Source organism: Bradyrhizobium centrolobii (assembly GCF_001641635.1).
Lineage (GTDB): Bacteria > Pseudomonadota > Alphaproteobacteria > Rhizobiales > Xanthobacteraceae > Bradyrhizobium > Bradyrhizobium centrolobii.
In genome coordinates this window covers 91,916-110,909 of sequence record NZ_LUUB01000040.1, presented here as the reverse complement: position 1 = coordinate 110,909, position 18,994 = coordinate 91,916, and the positions used below count along the sequence as shown (strand labels likewise).

Genomic DNA, 18,994 nt, shown 5'->3' with positions numbered 1-18,994 from the left:
AGTCGCCCGTTGCCATGGACGCCGACATAGAGGGCGGCATGCGACCAGGTGGACTGCGTCAAATACTTGATCGCGGTGCTGATCTGGGAATTGCCCTCGACTAGCAGAACATCCGCGGGTTCGAGGCTGGAGAGAAGGCGATCAGGTGAGGTGGGCGGCGTAGCCCCGTGGACATGCCGCTCCCTGCTCAGGAAACCCGCGAGAGTCCGCCCAACCTTATCCAGCATTGCGCATCAAGCCATTTCTCGCTTCCAGGAAGCCGTTCTGAGAAACGAGCTATATTGGAGAGGTTCGTTCCGCGGCATCTTTCGTTACGTGTGCGCGGAATTTTCTCTGGGTTTGCGGTCTCGCTTCTCGCACCCTGCCCGGCCGGTGCAAAATCGCGCCGCGCGTGAACGATCGTCCCTTGACTCCGTATATTGGTACGGGGTGCATGCTCGCGGGTCGATCGGGGCAGCACCTGCAGCCGAGTATGCTGCGGAACGGGTTGAGGAGGCGACCATGGCGCTTTCCGCGAGTACAGAAGCTCTTCCATTATGGACCGAAGAACCCGCGAGCCGTCCGGATCGGGCGCGTATCCGCGCCCGCATCGGCGGGCTCCATTGCTCGCTTTGCACCAGCACCATTGAGAAGGCGCTTGGCCGCAAAGTAGGCGTCGACAAGGTGGCAGTCAGCCTGACCCATGAGCAGGCGCTGGTGGAATATGATCCGGCGCGGGCCGATCCGAGGGAGCTGCTACAGACGCTGCGGGACATCGGCTACACGCTGCACGATCCGCGCAAGCTGCGCCCGTTTGAGGACGAGGAGCGCGATCTCGTGCGCGAGGGACGGCGCTTCCTCGTCGCCGTCTCCTTCAGCCTGGTCGCGATCGCGCTGATCGCAACTCCTACGGGCCTCTGGTCGACCATGCTTCCGCTTGCGGCCGTACTCGGCCTCATCGGTTTGGTGTTCCTGGTGTTGCGCGCGCTGGGACTGTGGATCGCCGCGACGGGTGGTGTCGGACTGGGCGTCCTTGCGGGAGCGCTGCTTGTCTCCCGCGAGACGCTGGGCCTTGCGCCGGCAACGCCGTGGCTGGTGGGAGCGCTTGCGATCGTCCTCGTCTTCGGCATCGCCCGGCACATCCTCGTGATGGCGTATCAGGCCTTGCGTCGCGGCATTCTCAATCAGCACGTGCTGCTGGAGGCCGGCGCTTTCGCCGGCCTCATGGGCGGCCTCATTGGCCTCATCTTCCATTGGCCGGGTTATCCGACGGCGCCCTTCTTTGCCGTCGCGGTCATGGTCACCACCTATCACCTGTTCTCGGAATGGCTGTCGCTCATTGTCAAGACGCGCAGCTCGCAGGCCGTCAAACGGTTGCTCGACCTGCAGCCGGACGTCGCGCGGGTGCAGCGTGACGGCCGCGAGGTGGAGCTTCCGATCGCGGGGGTCGTGGTCGGCGACCTGGTTCGCGTTCGTCCCGGCGAGCGCGTGCCGGTCGACGGAGAGGTGATCGGAGGTCACTCCTCGGTTGACCAGGCCCTCGTGACCGGCGAGCCGGTGCCGATCGAGCGCGCGGTCGGCGATGGCGTCATCGGCGGTTCGATCAACGGGATGGGAACGTTGCTGGTTCGCGTCACGGCGGTCGGCGAGGAAAGCTTCCTGCAGCGGATCGCACGCGAGGTCGAGGATGCCCGGGCGCTCAAGCCGGGACTGCTGCATCTCGTCGATCGTATCCTCGTCGTCTACACCCCGGCCGTGCTCTTGACTGCGCTGCTGGCCGTGGTCGGGTGGATCGCAATCCCGTGGATGCTGGGCGTCACTCCCGATCTGCAGCGGGCGGTGTTTGCAGGGCTCAGCGTGCTCGTCATGGGATATCCCTGCGCGGTCGGCATCTCGGCGCCGCTGTCGATCGTGCGCGGCGCCGGCGAAGCCGCCGAGCGCGGCATTCTCATGCGCACCGGCGAAGCATTCCAGGGCTATCGTCTGGTGAACCAAATTGTGCTCGACAAGACCGGGACGCTCACCGAGGGGCGGCCGCAACTTGTGGCGATCGAGGCTGTCGGCGCCAGCGAGACCGAATTGCTGGGCGTTGCCGCCGCAGCAGAGGCAGCATCCGAACATCCCTTGGCCGATGCGATCGTCACGGCCGCCTTCGAGCAGGGGATCACGCCGCCGGATGTCAGCGACTTCGAAGCCTTTCCCGGCAAGGGGGGCCGCGCACGCATCGGTGCGACAACAGTTCTCGTCGGCAACCCGCGCTTCATCAGCGAGAATGTTGAGCTTGCCAACCTGGCCGACCGGATTGCGGGGCTCGAAGCGTCGGGCCACACCGTTGTCGCCGTCGCCCGGGATGAGCAGCCACTCGGACTGCTCGCGCTCAGCGACAGCGTGCGGCCGGAGGCCGCGGGAGCGACGGCCGCGCTGCGGCAGGCTGGGCTTAAGACCGTGCTCGTCACAGGCGACAATGAGCGCAACGCCCGCCGGGTTGCGGCCGAACTCGGCATCACCGAGGTCCATGCCGGCGTCCTGCCCGGCCAGAAAGCGGATCTCATCAGGCAGTTCCAGCACGGGGGTCGGGTGGCTATGGTGGGCGATGGGATTAACGACGCGCCGGCGCTGATGCAGGCGGATGTCGGCATCGCCATGGGCGGCGGTACCGACACCGCCATCGATTCGGCCGACATCATCGTCCTGTCGAACAGGCTCGATGCACTGGTGACCGCACGCGAGATCAGCCACCGCAGCTATCGCAGGATGCTGCAGAATGTCTCACTCGCCTTCCTGTTCAACGGCATCGGCGTGCCGCTGGCGGCGACCGGCCTCGTCTATCCGGTGTGGGCGATGGCGGCGATGGCGGTGAGCGTGACGACGATCTTCTTCAATTCGCTGTGGGGCCAGCCGTCGCTGTTCTTCCAGGCGATCCTCAGCGTCGGCAAGCCGGTCGAGCGGCGTCCATGATTGACCTTGAGCCCTTACTGCAGGACATCACGGGGCTGACGCCGTTCGCCATTGGCTTGGTAGCGCTCGCCGGGCTCATCGTCGGGATCGCTCCGAGCTCGTTCCCACTGATTTCGGTCGCCGCTGGCCTCGCGGCGGGCCGGGGCGCGGCGGTCAACAAGCGACGTATCGTAGGATTGCGACTCTCCGTCGGCTTCGTGCTCGGAATCGCCACCGTTGACGCCGTCATCGGTGCCTTGTTCGGGCTCGCGGGCTTTGCCGTGATGCGGGTCCTGGCGCGGTATCTTGCTGTTGCCTATGGCCTGCTTGCCGTCATCCTGATCGTGGCCGGGCTCGCGCTGCTGCGCCTCGTCCATATTGTCATCCCCACGCTCGCGCCTTCGGCAAAGGCGACCCGCAGCTTCATCGGCAGCTATCTGCTTGGCCTTCCATTCGGACTATCGACCTGCCCAGCCTGCACGCCGTTGCTGTTCCCCGTGGCGGCCGCGGCAGCCGGAACGGCCGACCCGCTGATGGGGGCGGTGCTGATGGCCACTTTCGGTCTCGCCCGCGGGATTCCGATCGTTGTCACCGCGACAATGGCGGGTAGTCTCGCGAGCTTCAGCCACACACGCCGCTTCACGCTTTGGGCCGAGCGCATCGGCGCCGCGCTTATGTTCGCGGCTGCCATCTACTTCAGCTATCAAGCTGCCCTGTATGCCGGATGGCTGAGGCCATAAGGGCAAGCGCGTCGGATCCCGCCGAGATTGGGCTTTCGCCCAGGTAACCTTTCCGCTTCCCGAGCGAATTGACCTTTAGCGGACCAATTCGGCCCGCCACGGGCGACTGCCTACGCTCGCACCGCAACCCGCCATCGGAGGAACAGGAATGTCCAATCGCACGCTATCTGCACTCGTCGCCGGCGCCTTTGTCGCCGCTGTTGGATCGCTCGCCGCCACGCCGGCCACGGCACAGAACAAGGCCGAGATGGAAAAAATGATGAAAGAAAAGCAGGCCATGACGATGAAGGCCCTGGAAGGCGGCAAGATGGAGAAGTGTTTCGGCGTGGCGCTCAAGGGGCAGAACGACTGCTACGCGGGGGCGGGCACAACCTGCGCCGGGACCAGCACCGCCGACTACCAGGGCAACGCGTTCAAGCTCGAAGCCAAGGGCACCTGCACAACCATGCAGACGCCGAAGGGACCGGGAAGCCTCACGCCGAAGGCCTGATGTCGCGTTGAGCGGGCGGACGCAGTTGCCCGCCCGCCTCTCTTTTTGATTGGAGGTACCCGTGCCTCTTCCATCGTTTGACGCGAGAGAGCAAATCCCGGCGCGTGGGGGTGTCGGCCTCAAGGCGGAGCATTACCGCACGATTGTCGAGCAGCGACCCGACATCGGTTTCTTCGAGGTGCATGCGGAAAACTACATGGGCGCGGGAGGCCCGCCGCATCGCTATTTGTCGGCCATCCGCGAGCGATACCCGCTGTCGCTCCACGGGGTCGGACTCTCGATCGGCGCCGATCGGCCGCTCGATGAGGATCATCTTCAACGTCTCAACCAGCTGATCGGACGCTATGCGCCAGGACTGTTCTCTGAACATCTTGCCTGGTCATCGCACGATTCAAGCTTCCTCAACGATCTGCTGCCGGTGCCGTACACCGCCGAGACGCTCATCCGTGTCGTCGAGCATATCGACCAGGTCCAGAATGCGCTCGGCCGCCGGATGCTGCTGGAGAATCCGTCCACCTATCTTGCCTTCGCCGAAAGCACCTATTCGGAGATCGACTTCATCGCGGAAGTCGTGCGACGCACCGGGTGCGGCCTGCTTCTCGATGTCAATAATGTCTACGTCGCCTCGACTAACCAGCAATGGGATCCGTTCCGCTATGTAGACGCGTATCCGCTGACCCACGTTCAGGAAATTCATCTGGCCGGTTACACGAGAGAGACCGACGACAAGGGACGGGCGCTGCTGATCGATACACATAATCGCCCCGTCGACGAAGTTGTCTGGGATCTCTACGCCCACGCTGTCCGCCTCATCGGTCCGGTTCCCACGCTGATCGAATGGGACGCCGACGTGCCGGCCTGGTCCACGCTCAAGCGGGAGGCGGACCGCGCCGAGGCGATCATGCTCGCAACGAAACCGGAGGCCGTCCGCCATGCAGCCGCTCGCTGAACGGCAACGCGGGTTCGCCGCGGCCCTGCTCGACCCCGGGCTGCCGATGCCCGATGGCCTTGTCGGTCCGGACGGTGAACCGGGTCAAAAACGGTTTGCCGTCTATCGAAACAATGTCGTGGTCGGCCTGACAGAGACCCTGAAGGATGCGTTCCCGGCTGTGCACCGCATCGTTGGCGACGAGTTCTTCCGGGCCATGGCGCGCGCCTACGTCATGATCGAACCGCCGCACTCGCCGATCCTGCTGGATTATGGCGCCAGCTTTCCGGATTTCATCCCCCGATTCGAGCCGGCTGCCGTGCTGCCCTATCTGGCAGATGTTGCACGCATCGAGCGCGCCTGGACCGAGGCGTATCACGCGCCCGAGGCCTCACCGATTGATCCCGGCGCGTTCACCGCCGTTTCCAGCGACCAGCTTCCCGCAATCCGGCTCGCGCTGCATCCTTCGCTTCGGCTCGTCCGATCGCAATTCCCGGCGCTCACGATCTGGCAGATGAATGTCGCTGGCGGCGTCCCGGCGCCGGTGGATCTCGCCGCGGGAGGCGAGGACGTGCTCATCGTTCGCCCTATGGCCGACGTTGAAGTTCGATCGATTCCCGAGGGAAGTCTGGAATTCATCGGGGCGCTCATGGATGGAAGATCGGTGCTCGCCGCTCTGGAGGCAGCTCTGATCGCCAACCCGCGCTTCGACCTGTCGGCCAATCTTTCTGATCTCATGCGCGCAGGCGGCCTGGTCGGTTACAGCCTTGCGACAGAGGTGAGGCGAACATGACCACGCCTGTGAACTTCGCAAGTGTCGAGAATGCGGTGCGAAATGTCAAAGAATGGCTTGCTCGCATTGCTCTGGTCGTGGCGCCACCCGTGCTGCGGATTGCACTCGCCGTGCCCTTCCTCAAATCAGGGCTGACCAAATGGGATGGCTTCCTGTCGCTGTCGCCGGCTGCGACATTCCTGTTCGAAGACGAGTTCAAGCTGCACTTTTTCGGCCAGGCCTATGATTTCCCGCTGCCGACTGCGTTCGCGTATCTCGACAGCATCGCCGAGATTGTGCTCCCGGTTCTGCTGGTGATAGGCCTTGCAACCCGCTTCAGCGCGCTCGGGCTTCTCGTTATGACCGGCGTCATTCAGCTCGTGGTGCCGGAAGGTTGGGCGAATTTTCATCTGCCATGGGCGGGCCTGGCGTTAGCCGTTATCGCCCTTGGCCCCGGACCGTTATCGCTCGACCATTTGCTTGAACGGTGGCCCCGGCCCTGGGAGCAGGGAGGCGCCTGATGTTGGCTCTGGATGCGAGTGCTCGGTCGTCATATGTATGTGAGCGGTCAGCTCGGCAACGGAGCTTTGGCCGATGACGCACGACCCTGGCAGCCGGGGACCGTCGTTGAGGCTCGTCGGAAAGGGCGAGAGCGGTGGCGCGGACCAGACAGCCTCGGCCGCCAGAGATATCGACTGGTCCATCCTCATGGCCCGCGCTCAGGAAGGCGACCGAGCCGCCTATCGTCGGCTGCTGCAGGAGATCACGCCGTATCTGCGCTCGCTTGCGGCGCGCCGGCATCGTGACCCGGGCGACGTCGAAGACTCTGTTCAGGACGTCCTTCTGACCGTCCACTCCATCCGGCAGACCTACGACCCGACCCGGCCGTTTGCGCCGTGGCTGGTGGCAATTGCCAACCGCCGATTCATCGACCGGTTACGCCGTCAGGGCCGCACCAGAAACCGTGAAGTACCTTTGACAGCCGAGCACGAAACCTTTTGCGAGCCCGCAGCGAACCTAGAGGAGAGACCGGATGGGCGAGAGCTCGAGGGGATGGTCAGCCATCTCCCTCCTGCACAGCAGAAGGCCGTTCGGTTGCTCAAGCTCAAGGAGCTGTCACTAAAGGAGGCGGCAGCAATGAGCGGCATGTCCATCACGTCGCTTAAGGTGAACACTCATCGTGCGCTGAAGAGCCTGCGAAAGATGCTGCTCGATCGGAGCGAACCGTGATCAAGACACCAGATCTCATTGCTTCCCTTGCGGCAAACGCCACGCCGGTGCGGCGGCTGCGGCCGCCGGTGATGCGGGCGGCGTGCTGGCTCCTGCTTGCAGCGGTCGTCTTGACGCTGCTGGCCGTCAACCAGGGAGTTCGTCCCGACCTGGTTCAGCGGCTGCAGGAGCCAGCCTTTGCCGTCAGCATGACGGCCGCACTTCTGACGGGCGTACTGGCGGCGATTGCGGCCTTCCTGGTCAGCCTCCCCGACCGGTCCCGTCTGTGGGCCCTGTTGCCCGTACCGGCGCTGATGCTGTGGCTGTCGAATGTTGGCTATCAGTGCTTGACTCAATGGGTCGCGATTGGCCCTGAGGGCATGAGCTTTGGCGAGGCCGCCCGCTGCTTCGCCACTCTGGTGCTGACGGGCTTGCCGCTGTCGCTCGCGATGCTGGTGATGCTGCGCTACGCCGCTCCGCTCCGTCCGACCGCCGCAACCTTCATGGGCAGCCTGGCCGTTGCCGCGATCACGGCAACAGCGCTGTCGTTGTTTCATGTCATCGATGCGACCGTCATGATTCTGATGTGGAACTTCGGAACGGCGGCTCTGTTCGTTGGGCTCGCGGGTCTGTTCGGCCGGAGAATGTTCCGATGGGTGGCGCCTCGAACGCTGTACGCTCGAGACTAGGCGCTGAGATCACTGAAACGCGTGTCTGTGACGGGTGAGCCGTACTTTTTCCTGCGCTTCAGGGCTCAGGAGGATCACAGGCCTCGATGCCGAGTTCTGCTAAAAGAAAAAAGGAGCGAGACACATGACAGATTTCGTGCACTTGTTTCCAAGGCGGGCCGTTCCACCGCTTCGAGTCGACCTCGCCAGCGGCGACGCCTTTGATCTTGCACGCGAGAGGCCTGCGCATTTCACACTTCTCGTGTTCTATCGCGGGCTTCACTGCCCCATCTGCAAGACCCAGCTCAGGGAACTGGAATCAAAGCTCGACGAGTTCGACAAGCGCGGCGTTGCGGTGGTAGCCGTGTCGTCCGATACGAAAGAGCGGGCAGCGCAGACCAGGGAGGCCTGGGGTCTGACGCGGCTGCGCATCGGCTATGGCCTCGATCTCACGGCCGCGCGGCGTTGGGGACTATTCATTTCGTCAGGGCGCGGCATGACGTCGACCGGCGTCGAGGAGCCGGCGCGATTCTCCGAGCCGGCGCTCTATTTGATACGGCCGGACGGCACACTCTACTTCGGCAGCGTGCAGACCATGCCGTTCGCGCGACCTCACTTCGCCGACATCCTCGCCGCCATCGACTATGTTCTGAAGAACAACTACCCGGCGCGCGGCGAAGTCATGGACCTGTCGGAGGCGGCCCCGGCGACGTGAGAAACCGTGCCAAGTGTTACTTGTCCTGCAAGGCAACGGATAGGGGCAGCTTTGACGGCGGCAGACATATTTTGGCGTCGCAGGCCTGAACGTCGACCTCGCCCCTCAGTTCGCCTTGCGTTGCGATGGTGCCCTTTGGAATGGTCACGACGAGCGGTACCGTCCCCTCGTAGACATCAAGCCCTTCGGGCGCGAAGGCGCTCTTGAAGCGGGACGGCTTGGGATATTTCGTGCCCGGCGAGGTCAAGCCGGCGAACGCGACGGAAGTCGGTATCAGATAGTCGAACGATGCCGGGTTCGCATTGACATGGTATCCGTCATCGATCTGAAGTGTGACCACGATCTCGTCATCCTTCTCGCCAGCCCTGACAACCGCGGAAACGCGGACGTGGTCCGACGTCTCGGGAGCGCGGAAGGCTTGGCCGATCCCACGATCATCTGCCGAACGGGCCGCAGCCTCGCGCGCCGCGGCAAGGTCAGCGTCCGTCAAAGGATGAAGGTTAAGGACAGTGATTGCGGCGGGCCAGATCTCCGGATGATCGCTGAGCCGCCCGCTCAGATAGTGAACAATCCGCGCCGCCGCGGCAACAAACTGAGAGCCACCCGTCGCGTCGCGAAGCCGCAGCAGAAGACCGAGCGCGGCGGACGTGCCCGACGGGACGTCGCTGTCCTCGCTGTCGCCCACGGGGATCAAAAGGTTCTTTTCGTCCAGCGTCGTTGACAGCGCGCCGTCCGGGTGGGCGAATTGCCGGAGAAGCGCGGTGACCAGCATGGCCGCGCGATCGCGCCAGATGTCCTCCTTGGTCACCTCGTAGAGCGATATGAAGCCATCGCCCAGCATTGCGTAGTCCTGGAGATAACCGTCTGTCTGCGCATGCCCGGCAAATATCTCATGTTTGAGCGTTCTCGTTGCGGGATCGTAGGCCAGGGCCCAGATCCGTTCCGCCGCCATGCGTGCCGATGTCAGAAATTCCGGCTGTTGCAAGATGTCGCTGCTGTAAGCAAGCGCGCCAATCGCCAGGCCGGCAAGGTCCGTGAGGATTTTTTCATCACGCGCCGGCTGCTGCCGCTGCTGACGGTGAGCCAGGAGTTGCGCCCGCGCGGCACTCAGCGAGGTCAGCAACTGTCCGGCGTCCTGAGAGCCAGCGCTCTTCAGCGCCTCTTCGATCGGCAAGCGAATCCGCAAAACACCAAGTCCCTTCCGATCGGCGGCCGGTTCGCCAGTCTGCGTGCCTGCGGCAGTCATCGGCGTAACATCGTAGGCCGCGAGGAACTGCTTCGCTGCCTGTTCTCCAAGGACTGATGCGATTTCGGCCTTTGTCCAAACATAGGCCGCGCCCTCCACGCCCTTCACCTCGGAATCGATCGCGGTGTAGAAGCCGCCCTCGGAGGCCATCATGTCGCGCCTGAGATATTGTCCGACGTCCAGGGCGACCGCGCGGTAAACGGGATCCTTCGTTGCTGCATAGGCTTCAGCGTACAGCCGCAGCAGTTGCGCGTTGTCATAAAGCATCTTCTCGAAATGCGGGATCGACCAGGTGGGCTCGGTGGAATAACGGTAGAATCCTCCTGCGAGATGATCGTGGATGCCACCGAACGCCATGGCGTTCAGCGCTGCTGTCACCGCATCAAGCGAAGCTTTGTCATGATTGACGCGATAGTCGGTTAGTAGAAGCTTCATGCTCGGCGCCTGCGGAAACTTCGTTCCGCTGCGATCACCGAGGCCGCCGCTCTTCGGGTCGATCCGCGATTGCAACGCCTTGCTCGCGTTCCGCAGCCATTCGCCCGGTTTCACCGGCGCCTCTTTGCCCGCCGTCATCTCGGCCTGCACACGCTGCATCGCTTGAAAGACCTGCCCAGCGACCGGCAACACCTTGTCTTGCAGATGATTGGCCCATGCATCGTGAAGCGCGGCGAGGATCGTGGGAAAACCCGCGCCCCCGGCGGGATCGTCCCGCGGCGGGAAATAGCTGCCCGCAAAGAATGGCTTGAGATCCGGCGTCAAAAACAAATTATTCGGCCAGGCGCCGCGCCTCGTCAGGATCTCGGTCGCCAGCATGTAAATCTGATCAACGTCCGGCCGCTGCTCACGATCGACCTTGATGTTGACGAACCACTGGTTCATCAACTTTGCGATCTCCGGATCCGAATAGATCGTGCGCTCGGCGACGTGACACCAATAGCAGGTGCTGTATCCGATCGAGAGGAAGATCGGCTTGTTCTCCTGCTTTGCCTTGGCAAGCGCCTCGGGACCCCACGGGTACCAGTCGACGGGGTTATGGGCGTGCAGCAGAAGGTAGGGATCGTGAGAATCGATCAGGCGGTTCGTGTACATGGGTTGCTCCGAAGCGCGCTCGATGCCTCGACTTCCTTTAGCCGTGTCGTCCGCTGCGAGCGGGCTCGCTTGCAGCGACATTGCCAACCCAAGCAGAAACATCAGCCAGGCAACTCTGTGGCTCGATCCGCGGCGGAGCAAACGCTTGTAACCAAAATGGACGGGTTTTGCTGTCACGCCTGACTATCCCTCCTTCGCGGCAGTCACGATCGCGTAACCCAGCTTGCCTGCTTTTATCACGGCCAGCGCGTGCTGTGTGAAATCCTTGACCATCGCGATGTCGAACCCCGGCAACGCCAGCTTGTTCAATCCAAGCATGACTTCCGTCACGAGAAGTCGCGTGCGGATATGGTTCACGAAGTCGATCAGCGCGCCGTTGTGCTCTTCCGTTGTCTTGATCTTGAAACCGGCGGCGGCAAGCAGGGATGCGTATTCCGCGAGCGGCTGCGCATCGGCAATGCAGGCGATCCAGGCCGCAAGACTCTCTAGCTCGGGTGGCAGGAGCCCTTGCCGCGTTAGGTCGCTCAATCCGACCCGACCGCCTGCGCGGAGCACGCGCGCAAATTCCGCAGTGGCAGTTCGCTTGTCCGGAAAAGTGCACAATGCGCACTCACAGACGACCGCGTCGAACGAACCATCCGCAAACGGCAGCCGCTCGGTATCCCCGCAGCAGAAGCTGACCGTACTGCTCAAGCCGCGCGCCGCAGCGTCGCGTTTTGCCGCCTCTACACTTCGCCGGCTATAGTCGAGGCCGATCACTTCGCAGCCGAACCGCATCGCAAGCGTGAACGCGCTCGTTCCTCGGCCGGCGGCAACGTCGAGGACACGCGCTCGCGGTCCCAAATTCAACATCACCCCGAGCCGCTCGGTCAGTGCGGTGCCGCCCGGATGCAGGGTGCCGCCGAGCAGCAGCCTCACAGCGTCGCTGTCATAGACAGCGGCGCAGCACTGCTTGATGGCCGCGGACGAGAGGCCGCCAGGTTCGATCGCTCGCGGCTCCTCCGATGCGTTCATTTGACCGCCGCCTGGTCGCTAAAATCGAATACGACCGGCTTGGGCTCATAGGTCCGGCCTTGTCGTCTGGCGCGCCGCCGCTCAGGTTCCATGGCATTGAGTTGTCGCCGCGCCTGTTCGCGGTAGCCCACCGAGTTGTAGGCGCAAAAAGGAATCTGCTTGCCGCCCGGCAGCAGAAACTCCTTGCAGCATTTCATGAGGTTCTTCTGGTTGAACGTCCAGGGGTCCATGAAATCCTGTAGCATGATCATAATCATGCTCTTTGCGATATTATCGATGGCCAGATTGTCCGGGAGCTCGCACGCCTGACATGAAATGGCGACTTGTCGCAGCGAGGCCTCCGATCCCGCTACCGATGACGACGACCACAGGCCTTCCAATGCCGTCCTGATTTCGTGGCTGAAGTCCGGCACGACGCGATTGGTGACGTAGTCGAGGTAATCGTTGACGTTGATGATCCGCGGCAGTGGAGTGACCCGGCCGCCTTCGACAAAGGCGTAAGTCACCGCGTTGCAGGTCGGGAAGCAGCACGGCACCGGCACGAAGTCGGAGGCTGCGAACTTGCCGCCAGTTTGCGCCTCAATCAGCCGCACGATGTCTGGAATAGTCATGCGGCGCATCGGGTCGTGCGGCAAATGGCGGCCGGCGTGGAACGCCGGCTGGAAGGTGATTCCCCTGATCGCCGGGTGCTCGATCGCGAATTCTACGATCCTGCCGATTTCATGGTCGTTGACGCCCCGCTCGATGGCGGGAACGATCGTGACGTTCAGCCCGATGTCCGCGAGCCGATCGAGCGCCTGCAGCTTCTCCTCGAGGATATCCGGCTCGCCGCGCAGGGTCCGGTACGTCTCCCGCTCAAAGCCGTCGAATTGAAAATAGAGCGATGGCTGCACGTCATTGAGCTGCTCAAGGAAACGATCGTCGCGGGCGATGCGCTTGCCGTTGGTGTTGAGCATCACAAAGCGAATATCGCGTGCCTGCGCGGCGCGAATGAAATCGATGATGCGAGGATGGATGGTCGGCTCCCCGCCGGAAAACTGCACGACCTCTGGCCTGCCTTCGGTCCGCACATAATCGTCGAGCATCTGCTCGACCTCCTCGAGCGTCAGTGCGAACCCGTGCTCCGCATCGGCAAAGCAAAGCGGGCATTCCATGTCGCAGGCGCTATTGACCTCGATGATGCCGAGACAGGCGTGCTGCTCGTGCTCCGGGCACAGCCCGCAATCATGCGGGCAGCCGCGCTCGATCTGGGTGCCGCGCGCCAGCGGAATCGTGCCGGGCTTGTTGTATCGCGCGAACGAGACGTAAGCCTCGGCATCGCCGTACACGAGCGACATGAAGGGCCCGCATCGGGGACAGCGCTTGCTCATGTAGACCTTGTTGTCGCGCAGCAGGATTTTGGCATCGATGACCCGCCGGCAGTCGGGGCAGATGCTGCGCGTCAATTCGTGGAACACATAATCCGAATCCACGCGATGGCGGTCGGCGATGTCGTCTACGCCGGGGTCGCGCCCGAGGCCAATGGTCTGCTTGGTATCCATGTCAGAAATGCCCCTGAGTCATCCAGCGATCACCCCAGTTTCCACACCGACCACAGCAGCACCGGCGACAACAACGCCGTCGTCAGGCAATAGAAGCAGTAACCTCCAAAAATCATCATATCGCGGAGACCGAGGACATTGGCGAGCGTAGCTGCGCCTGAGAGCACCAGCAACACCGTCCAGACCCAGCGATTGGGCGGCGCGAGCAACAATGCGATGATGACGGTGTAGATAACGGCCCCGATATAGCCGTCAGGAATGCCGAATGGCCTAGCAAACGAAGCGTCGGCGACCCCCTCGCATCCCTCGCCAAAGATCGGACAAATCAGGCGGCCGACGAGTCGGCTCTGATATAGCCCGACATAAAGCATCGCTGCGGCACTCGCTGCTGCCATAGCAAACGCAATATAGCGATACATGTTCATTCGTCTTGGCAAACCCTCGTGGCAACAAATGCCCCAGCGTCTGAGCTCGGTGATCAATTGTTCGCCCACCTGCCGCACGCACTGAGACCGACAGCTCTTGTAAAGGTTCGGTCGGATTCCAAGAAAGGTTACCAGCCCCCCGGGAACTTTATTGCCTGCAAGCGAAGGCCACACTTCTGCAGCCGCGGGGTCGATGACACCTTTTGAATTTGTATGGCGGCCGCCACCAGCTTCGGCGTTTCGCGACTTTTCAGAAACGCTTCCACACCGTGGAGCGCGCTTTGTCCGACTATGAAGTTTGGCTTCATACCCCATCAAAATTATCACGAGTAGTCCCCGCCGGGAGCGGCTGTATCGTCACTGGCACGGAGCCGCTCATAGGGTAGGTCGGCGCGTGCAGTCGGGGCGGCGCGCCTTGATCCCGCCGACCAGGCAGCTCAAGGCGCTTGGCTCAGGCTGAAGCCTCCGCCGCCCAACCTGGTACAGACTCGGGCCGATCCATGATCAGCAAAGTTGCCACGAGGAGGCGACAACATGACAATCTCAGTAGTTCACGCCGATACCGGCTCCACGCGTCAGGGATGGCGTCCTCTGCGATGGCTTGCGCCGCTGACGGCGGCGTGGATGGTGCTGATCTACTGGCAGCCGATTATCCAGGCCAGCGGTGTTCCGACCACGGCGCACCAGTTGACGGTGCATGGGTTTATCGCGCTCGGTTTGTGGCTCGGCCTCGAAGGCACCGACCTGACGCTGGACCAGCGCCGCACGACCTGGCTGGCGATCATGATTCCATACACGCTTTGGTTCGCCGTCGCCTGGAGCGCGGCGATCAATGGCGCGTTCCGCACGGGCACCTCACTGCCGGTGCTGCCGGTGGCGATTTGGGTGCCGGTGATCATCGGCGTCCCGCTGCTGCTGTCGTCGAAGCGGGTGGGGCAGGTGCTCGATGCGATGCCGGCGACTTGGCTTGTCGCCCTTCAGCTTTACCGCGTATTCGGCAGCTGGGCTCTCGTTGCCGCACTGCGTGGGGCGCTAACCGGCTTGCTCGGATGGCCGGCGGGAATTGGCGACGTGCTGACCGGCCTGTTCGCCTTGCCGGTGGCTATCGCAGTGGCGAGCGGTACAGCTCGGGGCCTAAGGGCGGCGATCATCTGGAATATTTTCGGGCTCGCCGACTTCGCCGTCGCGATCACCATGGGGGCGATCACCTCGCCCGGGCCTCTCCAACTGATCGTTCCGGATGTGCCGAGCATCGGCACTACCGGCGCTTATCCGGGTGTCCTGACCCCCGCTTTCGTGGTACCATGTGGGGTCCTGCTGCACGCGCTGTCGCTGCGGCAGCTGTACCGGCGAGCCAAGCCTCGCGCCTAAACCGCATGGCCATGCCGCAATGTCGGATCGGTTTGCGTCGCCGCCGGGAGCAAGTTCGGGGATCGACAGAGAAGCATTGACGGCTTCGTGCGCCTCAGCGGCCGTTCGCCCGCCCAATGCCTCGGGTCACCAAATGGCGGAACGTGTCGTTGATCTCGGAAGGCGCCAATTTCGGCCTTCTCTCGAGGCACCATGTCAGGGTGGTGAGGAAGGTATTGGCCAAAACTTGTTCAGAGGACGCCCATCCCTCCATGCGGCTTGAATAAATTCCTGCACGGCTTCGGTGACGCGCAAATCCCTGTGCTCGACACAACGCTCCTCGTTCAAAGTGGCGATTCGCTCCCATCGAGAAGCATCTCGCCGAGCGGCCGGCTCGCGCGGTAGGCATCGACCACGCTGAGCAATTCCATTCCCGGATGCTTGCTTTGCCAATCGCGCGCTGCATCAGAGGTGGCAAAGTAGCGGCCAGGATTGCAGAAGGCGGTGCGGACGGACGTCATCTGCTCGGGCGCGACAAGCGACACGACCGCAGTGGATGGGTCGAGCGCGATGATGCCCTCAGTTGGATCGACGGTAAGCCGGACCGGTATGCCGGTGGCCGCGCAGGGAGATTCGACCCTGGCCGATCGGCCGATCACGGCAGGCATGAAAAGAGTGTCCAGCGCACACCATGTGTACAACTGCTTGCCATCGACATTGAACTTGTGCCGAGTTGGACGCAGGGTTAATCCCCAGCCAATGATGCGGCCCTCCTGGTCGTACTCAGTGTCACTCCAGCCAGCGACAGCGCGTTGCACCTGATCGGTGGGATATCCTGCGGCTGCCGCGAGTCTTTCGATGGCGACAGGCTCTCCACGGGAGAGGACCCGGAGCAGCTCTCGGTAAAGCCCAGGCGTCGTGCGGGCGCTTCCGCCTTGCGCGACACTGGCGACGAGCCGCTCGGAGAGATTTGCAGATGCGGGATTGGGGCGCATAGAAGTGCTCCTTTCGCAATTCATGAGGCGTGCTGGAGCGAGATTCGCCCGCACGTCACAGCCTGCCTCGCCGCCGTGATCTACCTACCCACCGCATCACCGAGCTGCGTTAGCGCCGCCTGAGCGCTCGGCCTGGATCGGCGGGCAGGGTACGGAGCCATAGGAGCAGAACACGCAGCAATCGCCTGGCTTTGGCCGCAGCTTCGTTCCGCAACCGGGGCACTCATAAAAGAACCGGCAGGCATCGGTCGGCATGGTTTCCGACGTCGCAGTGGCGCAGTGCGGGCAGGTGATGATGGATTGAAGGATCATAAGCGTTTCCTAAAGCATGGAGCCGATATCGGAGGCTCCGGTTGGATAGGCAAACATCGTCGATTTGAGATCTTCGACGGTGAGATCGTGCCGGATCGCAAGCGCAAACAGGTTGATGACCTCATCGGCATACGGCCCGACGAGGTGCGCGCCGAGAATGCGCCCGCTGCCTTCATCGACGAGCGTCTTGTATCCATAGATGGATTCGGCAACACGGCGAGCCGTATACCAGTTGGGCACGCTTGCGGACTTCACACGCAATTTTGACGCCTGCACCCGGGCGGCACTTTCAGAAAGCCCGACGGCCGCGATCGGAGGCAGTGTGAACGCGACGCTCGGGACGCCGCGATAGTCCGGCTTGTAACGATTGCCTTCCAGAATGTTGCCGGCAGCCACCTTGGCGTCGTAGCTCGAGACAGGCGTCAGCGGCGGACCCCTTGCAGCGGCATCTCCCGCTGCATAGACGATCGGGTTCGAGACGCTCTGCAGGAAATCGTTGAGTTGAAGCTTTCCGTTCGCGACGGCAACATTCGCAGCAGACAAATCGAGCTCGGTGACATCAGGCCTGCGCCCCGCGGCATGGACCACGAGATCCGCGGTCACGATCGCCTCGCCTTGCGGCGTCAGCGCACGCACACGGTAGTCATTCCCACTCCGTTCGATCGCAGTCACCGCATTTCCGATGCGGACATCCACGCCGATTTCGGTAAACCTCTCCATCAGCCAGCCAACCACTTCAGAGTCGAAGGCCGGCAGCATCCGCGCCGCCCGCTGCAGCACCGTCACGCGAGCGCCGGCGCGCGCCGCAATATGCGAGAACTCCGCGGCAATGTAGCCACCGCCGACCATCACGATACGCCCGGGTAGCTGATCAAGCTCCATGAAGACGTCGCTGGTGGTGAGATGGCTGGCGCCAGCGAAATCGAGAACGGCCGGCCGCGGGCCCGTTGCAATCAACACCTGACGGCCCCGGAGCGTGTGATCGCCCACCGCAACGCGATCCGGGCCGGTGAAGCGGGCCAGGCCGTGAAAGGCATCGATGCCTTGGCTTTCGAAGTTTTCCTCGCGCTTTCTCGGCACCGGATCGGTGAAGGTCCGCTTGAAGGCGATCAGGTCCTTCCAGTCGATGTGCAGGTCCCCGGACACGCCGTGATCTCGCATGCGGCGCGCGAAGTCGACAGCTTCGGCCCCGCTGACCAGCATCTTCTTGGGATCGCAGCCGCGTAAGGCGCAGGTGCCGCCGAATGGGCGGTGGTCGATGACAGCCACTGAACGTCCGGCTTTGCGGACGCGGCTTGCGGCCACCTGAGCCGCGGTTCCGCTGCCTATCACGATGAGATCGTAGGTATTCATGCGTCACCTCCGCGCAGTCCTGCGCTGGTGATCATCCGCACTGGCCGTTTCGATCGCCGCCGCTAACCCTTGGGAGCGGAGGGATAACCAGCGTTGGTGGTGGCGGCTGTCAGCGCGTTCACACCAGTCTTCGCGTCGTCAAATGTCACGGTTGCAGTCTTGTCCTTGTAGGACACGGCGACTTTGCTCACGCCAGGCACCGCTTCAAGGCTTGCTTTCACGGTGTGAGGGCACGCCGCGCAATACATGTTCTTCACTGCAAGTGTAATCGTCTTGTCGGCCGCCAACGCGGCGGAAGACGCAAACAGGCAAAGCGTGAATGCAGTGGGCATCAGCAGCTTCTTCATGGGAACCTTCCGTTCATGCGTTGAAAAACAGTGGCGCCAGGAAATCGAACCCGAGGGCAGCGACAACCAGGACTGTTGCCGCGACGAGCACGATCTTGACCACCCGGTTCGGCAAAGGACGGACGCAGGCTTCGCCATCGATGCACGCACGTTTCGAGGCGCGATGGACAAGCCAATAGCCGGTTCCGAGAAACACAGCTGTCGCCGCGAGAAAGTACGGTTGGTACGGCGCAAGTTGCGTGAAATTGCCGATCCAAGCGCCGCTAATTCCGAGACTGAACAGGACCACCGGCAGGATGCAGCACGACGAGGCGGCGAGCGCGCCTAGCAGGCCGCCTGCAGCCATCAGCCTCGTTCCGCGTTTCCGAACCGTCGACGATGTCGTCTTGCTTGATTGTCATGCAAACGAGGCTACATCCTGTAGCGACCACAGGATCAAGGAGACTTTCCATGGGTGCGATCACGGCTGCGCGAGGGGACGGGCTGACTATCGGCAAGCTGTCACAGCTTACCGGCGTCAACATCGAGACCATCCGCTACTATGAAAAAATCAAAGTACTGCCCATACCCTCGCGCGCTGAGAACGGGCGTCGCATGTACGGTCCGATGGAACGGCGCATTCTCGCCTTCGTGCGGCGTTCGCGCGAACTGGGGTTTTCGCTGGACGAGATACGCGCCTTGCTGCGGCTCGGCGGCCCGGAAAAAGCCTCTTGCCGCGAAGTCCGGGAGATTGCCGCACACCATCTCGATGACATCCGCGCCAAGATCAATGACCTCCGCAAGCTCGAGCGCTTGCTGACGAAAACCGTCGCCCAGTGCACCGGCACCACAGCGCCCGAGTGCCCGGTACTGGATATTCTCGATGTCCAGCGCTCCAAGTAGTT

The 18,994-nt window shown here is 62.7% G+C and carries 20 protein-coding genes; 11 read left to right on the top strand and 9 right to left on the bottom strand.

Annotated features, from left to right (window positions below):
- The first annotated feature begins 501 nt into the window (after positions 1 to 501).
- From AYJ54_RS10840 to AYJ54_RS10800, 9 genes are all read left to right on the top strand, one after another.
- Positions 502 to 2,937 (top strand): heavy metal translocating P-type ATPase, encoded by a 2,436-nt coding sequence (locus AYJ54_RS10840; RefSeq protein WP_063698913.1) that lies wholly within the window; start codon positions 502 to 504, stop codon positions 2,935 to 2,937.
- The gene (locus tag AYJ54_RS10835; protein ID WP_063698912.1) at positions 2,934 to 3,656 is read left to right on the top strand and encodes a cytochrome c biogenesis CcdA family protein; all 723 of its coding nucleotides are present in this window, start codon (positions 2,934 to 2,936) and stop codon (positions 3,654 to 3,656) included. The genes AYJ54_RS10840 and AYJ54_RS10835 overlap by 4 nt, the downstream gene beginning before the upstream one ends.
- 148 nt (positions 3,657 to 3,804) lie before the next feature.
- Entirely contained in the window at positions 3,805 to 4,146 is a 342-nt protein-coding gene (locus tag AYJ54_RS10830) for a BufA1 family periplasmic bufferin-type metallophore (RefSeq protein ID WP_063698911.1), read from the top strand.
- Positions 4,147 to 4,207: 61 nt separating this feature from the next.
- Complete coding sequence (gene bufB, locus AYJ54_RS10825) at positions 4,208 to 5,095, top strand: MNIO family bufferin maturase (protein WP_063698910.1); 888 nt, start codon at positions 4,208 to 4,210, stop codon at positions 5,093 to 5,095.
- Positions 5,079 to 5,867: an HvfC/BufC N-terminal domain-containing protein gene (locus AYJ54_RS10820; protein ID WP_063698909.1), complete on the top strand. Its 789-nt coding sequence runs from the start codon at positions 5,079 to 5,081 to the stop codon at positions 5,865 to 5,867. Before bufB ends, AYJ54_RS10820 begins: the two co-directional genes overlap by 17 nt.
- Positions 5,864 to 6,367: a DoxX family protein gene (locus AYJ54_RS10815; RefSeq protein ID WP_063698908.1), complete on the top strand. Its 504-nt coding sequence runs from the start codon at positions 5,864 to 5,866 to the stop codon at positions 6,365 to 6,367. The genes AYJ54_RS10820 and AYJ54_RS10815 overlap by 4 nt, the downstream gene beginning before the upstream one ends.
- A gap of 73 nt (positions 6,368 to 6,440) precedes the next feature.
- A complete protein-coding gene (locus AYJ54_RS10810; RefSeq protein ID WP_063698907.1) occupies positions 6,441 to 7,076 on the top strand; it encodes a sigma-70 family RNA polymerase sigma factor in 636 nt (211 codons plus the stop codon).
- Positions 7,073 to 7,744 carry an NrsF family protein gene (locus AYJ54_RS10805; RefSeq protein ID WP_063698906.1) on the top strand — a complete coding sequence of 224 codons (672 nt, stop codon included), beginning with the start codon at positions 7,073 to 7,075 and terminating at the stop codon, positions 7,742 to 7,744. The genes AYJ54_RS10810 and AYJ54_RS10805 overlap by 4 nt, the downstream gene beginning before the upstream one ends.
- A 124-nt stretch (positions 7,745 to 7,868) precedes the next feature.
- A complete protein-coding gene (locus AYJ54_RS10800; RefSeq protein ID WP_063698905.1) occupies positions 7,869 to 8,438 on the top strand; it encodes a peroxiredoxin-like family protein in 570 nt (189 codons plus the stop codon).
- 16 nt (positions 8,439 to 8,454) lie between these two features.
- Here the strand turns inward: AYJ54_RS10800 and AYJ54_RS10795 are convergent, their stop codons facing one another.
- The 4 genes from AYJ54_RS10795 to AYJ54_RS50615 form a co-directional block, all read right to left on the bottom strand.
- Complete coding sequence (locus AYJ54_RS10795) at positions 8,455 to 10,773, bottom strand: DUF255 domain-containing protein (RefSeq protein ID WP_063698904.1); 2,319 nt, start codon at positions 10,771 to 10,773, stop codon at positions 8,455 to 8,457.
- 183 nt (positions 10,774 to 10,956) lie between these two features.
- Complete coding sequence (locus AYJ54_RS10790; protein ID WP_245328982.1) at positions 10,957 to 11,691, bottom strand: class I SAM-dependent methyltransferase; 735 nt, start codon at positions 11,689 to 11,691, stop codon at positions 10,957 to 10,959.
- A gap of 92 nt (positions 11,692 to 11,783) precedes the next feature.
- Positions 11,784 to 13,328 carry a radical SAM protein gene (locus AYJ54_RS10785; protein ID WP_063698902.1) on the bottom strand — a complete coding sequence of 515 codons (1,545 nt, stop codon included), beginning with the start codon at positions 13,326 to 13,328 and terminating at the stop codon, positions 11,784 to 11,786.
- A 29-nt stretch (positions 13,329 to 13,357) separates the two neighbouring features.
- Positions 13,358 to 13,753 carry a vitamin K epoxide reductase family protein gene (locus AYJ54_RS50615; RefSeq protein ID WP_063698901.1) on the bottom strand — a complete coding sequence of 132 codons (396 nt, stop codon included), beginning with the start codon at positions 13,751 to 13,753 and terminating at the stop codon, positions 13,358 to 13,360.
- A 624-nt stretch (positions 13,754 to 14,377) separates the two neighbouring features.
- Between AYJ54_RS50615 and AYJ54_RS10770 the strand changes: the two genes are divergently transcribed.
- Complete coding sequence (locus AYJ54_RS10770; RefSeq protein WP_245328981.1) at positions 14,378 to 15,124, top strand: MFS transporter; 747 nt, start codon at positions 14,378 to 14,380, stop codon at positions 15,122 to 15,124.
- Between the two features lie 323 nt (positions 15,125 to 15,447).
- On the opposite strand, the gene merB is transcribed toward AYJ54_RS10770, so the two are convergent.
- From merB to AYJ54_RS10750, 5 genes are all read right to left on the bottom strand, one after another.
- Complete coding sequence (gene merB / locus AYJ54_RS10765) at positions 15,448 to 16,098, bottom strand: organomercurial lyase MerB (RefSeq protein ID WP_063698898.1); 651 nt, start codon at positions 16,096 to 16,098, stop codon at positions 15,448 to 15,450.
- A 96-nt stretch (positions 16,099 to 16,194) separates the two neighbouring features.
- A complete protein-coding gene (locus tag AYJ54_RS53460) occupies positions 16,195 to 16,410 on the bottom strand; it encodes a GDCCVxC domain-containing (seleno)protein (protein WP_082905598.1) in 216 nt (71 codons plus the stop codon).
- 9 nt (positions 16,411 to 16,419) lie between these two features.
- Complete coding sequence (locus AYJ54_RS10760) at positions 16,420 to 17,763, bottom strand: dihydrolipoyl dehydrogenase family protein (RefSeq protein WP_063698897.1); 1,344 nt, start codon at positions 17,761 to 17,763, stop codon at positions 16,420 to 16,422.
- Between the two features lie 62 nt (positions 17,764 to 17,825).
- Positions 17,826 to 18,110: a mercury resistance system periplasmic binding protein MerP gene (merP, locus tag AYJ54_RS10755; protein ID WP_063698896.1), complete on the bottom strand. Its 285-nt coding sequence runs from the start codon at positions 18,108 to 18,110 to the stop codon at positions 17,826 to 17,828.
- Positions 18,111 to 18,123: 13 nt separating this feature from the next.
- Entirely contained in the window at positions 18,124 to 18,456 is a 333-nt protein-coding gene (locus AYJ54_RS10750; RefSeq protein ID WP_082905597.1) for a mercuric transporter MerT family protein, read from the bottom strand.
- 104 nt (positions 18,457 to 18,560) lie between these two features.
- Here AYJ54_RS10750 and AYJ54_RS10745 point away from each other — a divergent pair, with 104 nt between their 5' ends.
- A complete protein-coding gene (locus AYJ54_RS10745; RefSeq protein WP_063698894.1) occupies positions 18,561 to 18,992 on the top strand; it encodes a MerR family transcriptional regulator in 432 nt (143 codons plus the stop codon).
- Positions 18,993 to 18,994: the final 2 nt, after the last annotated feature.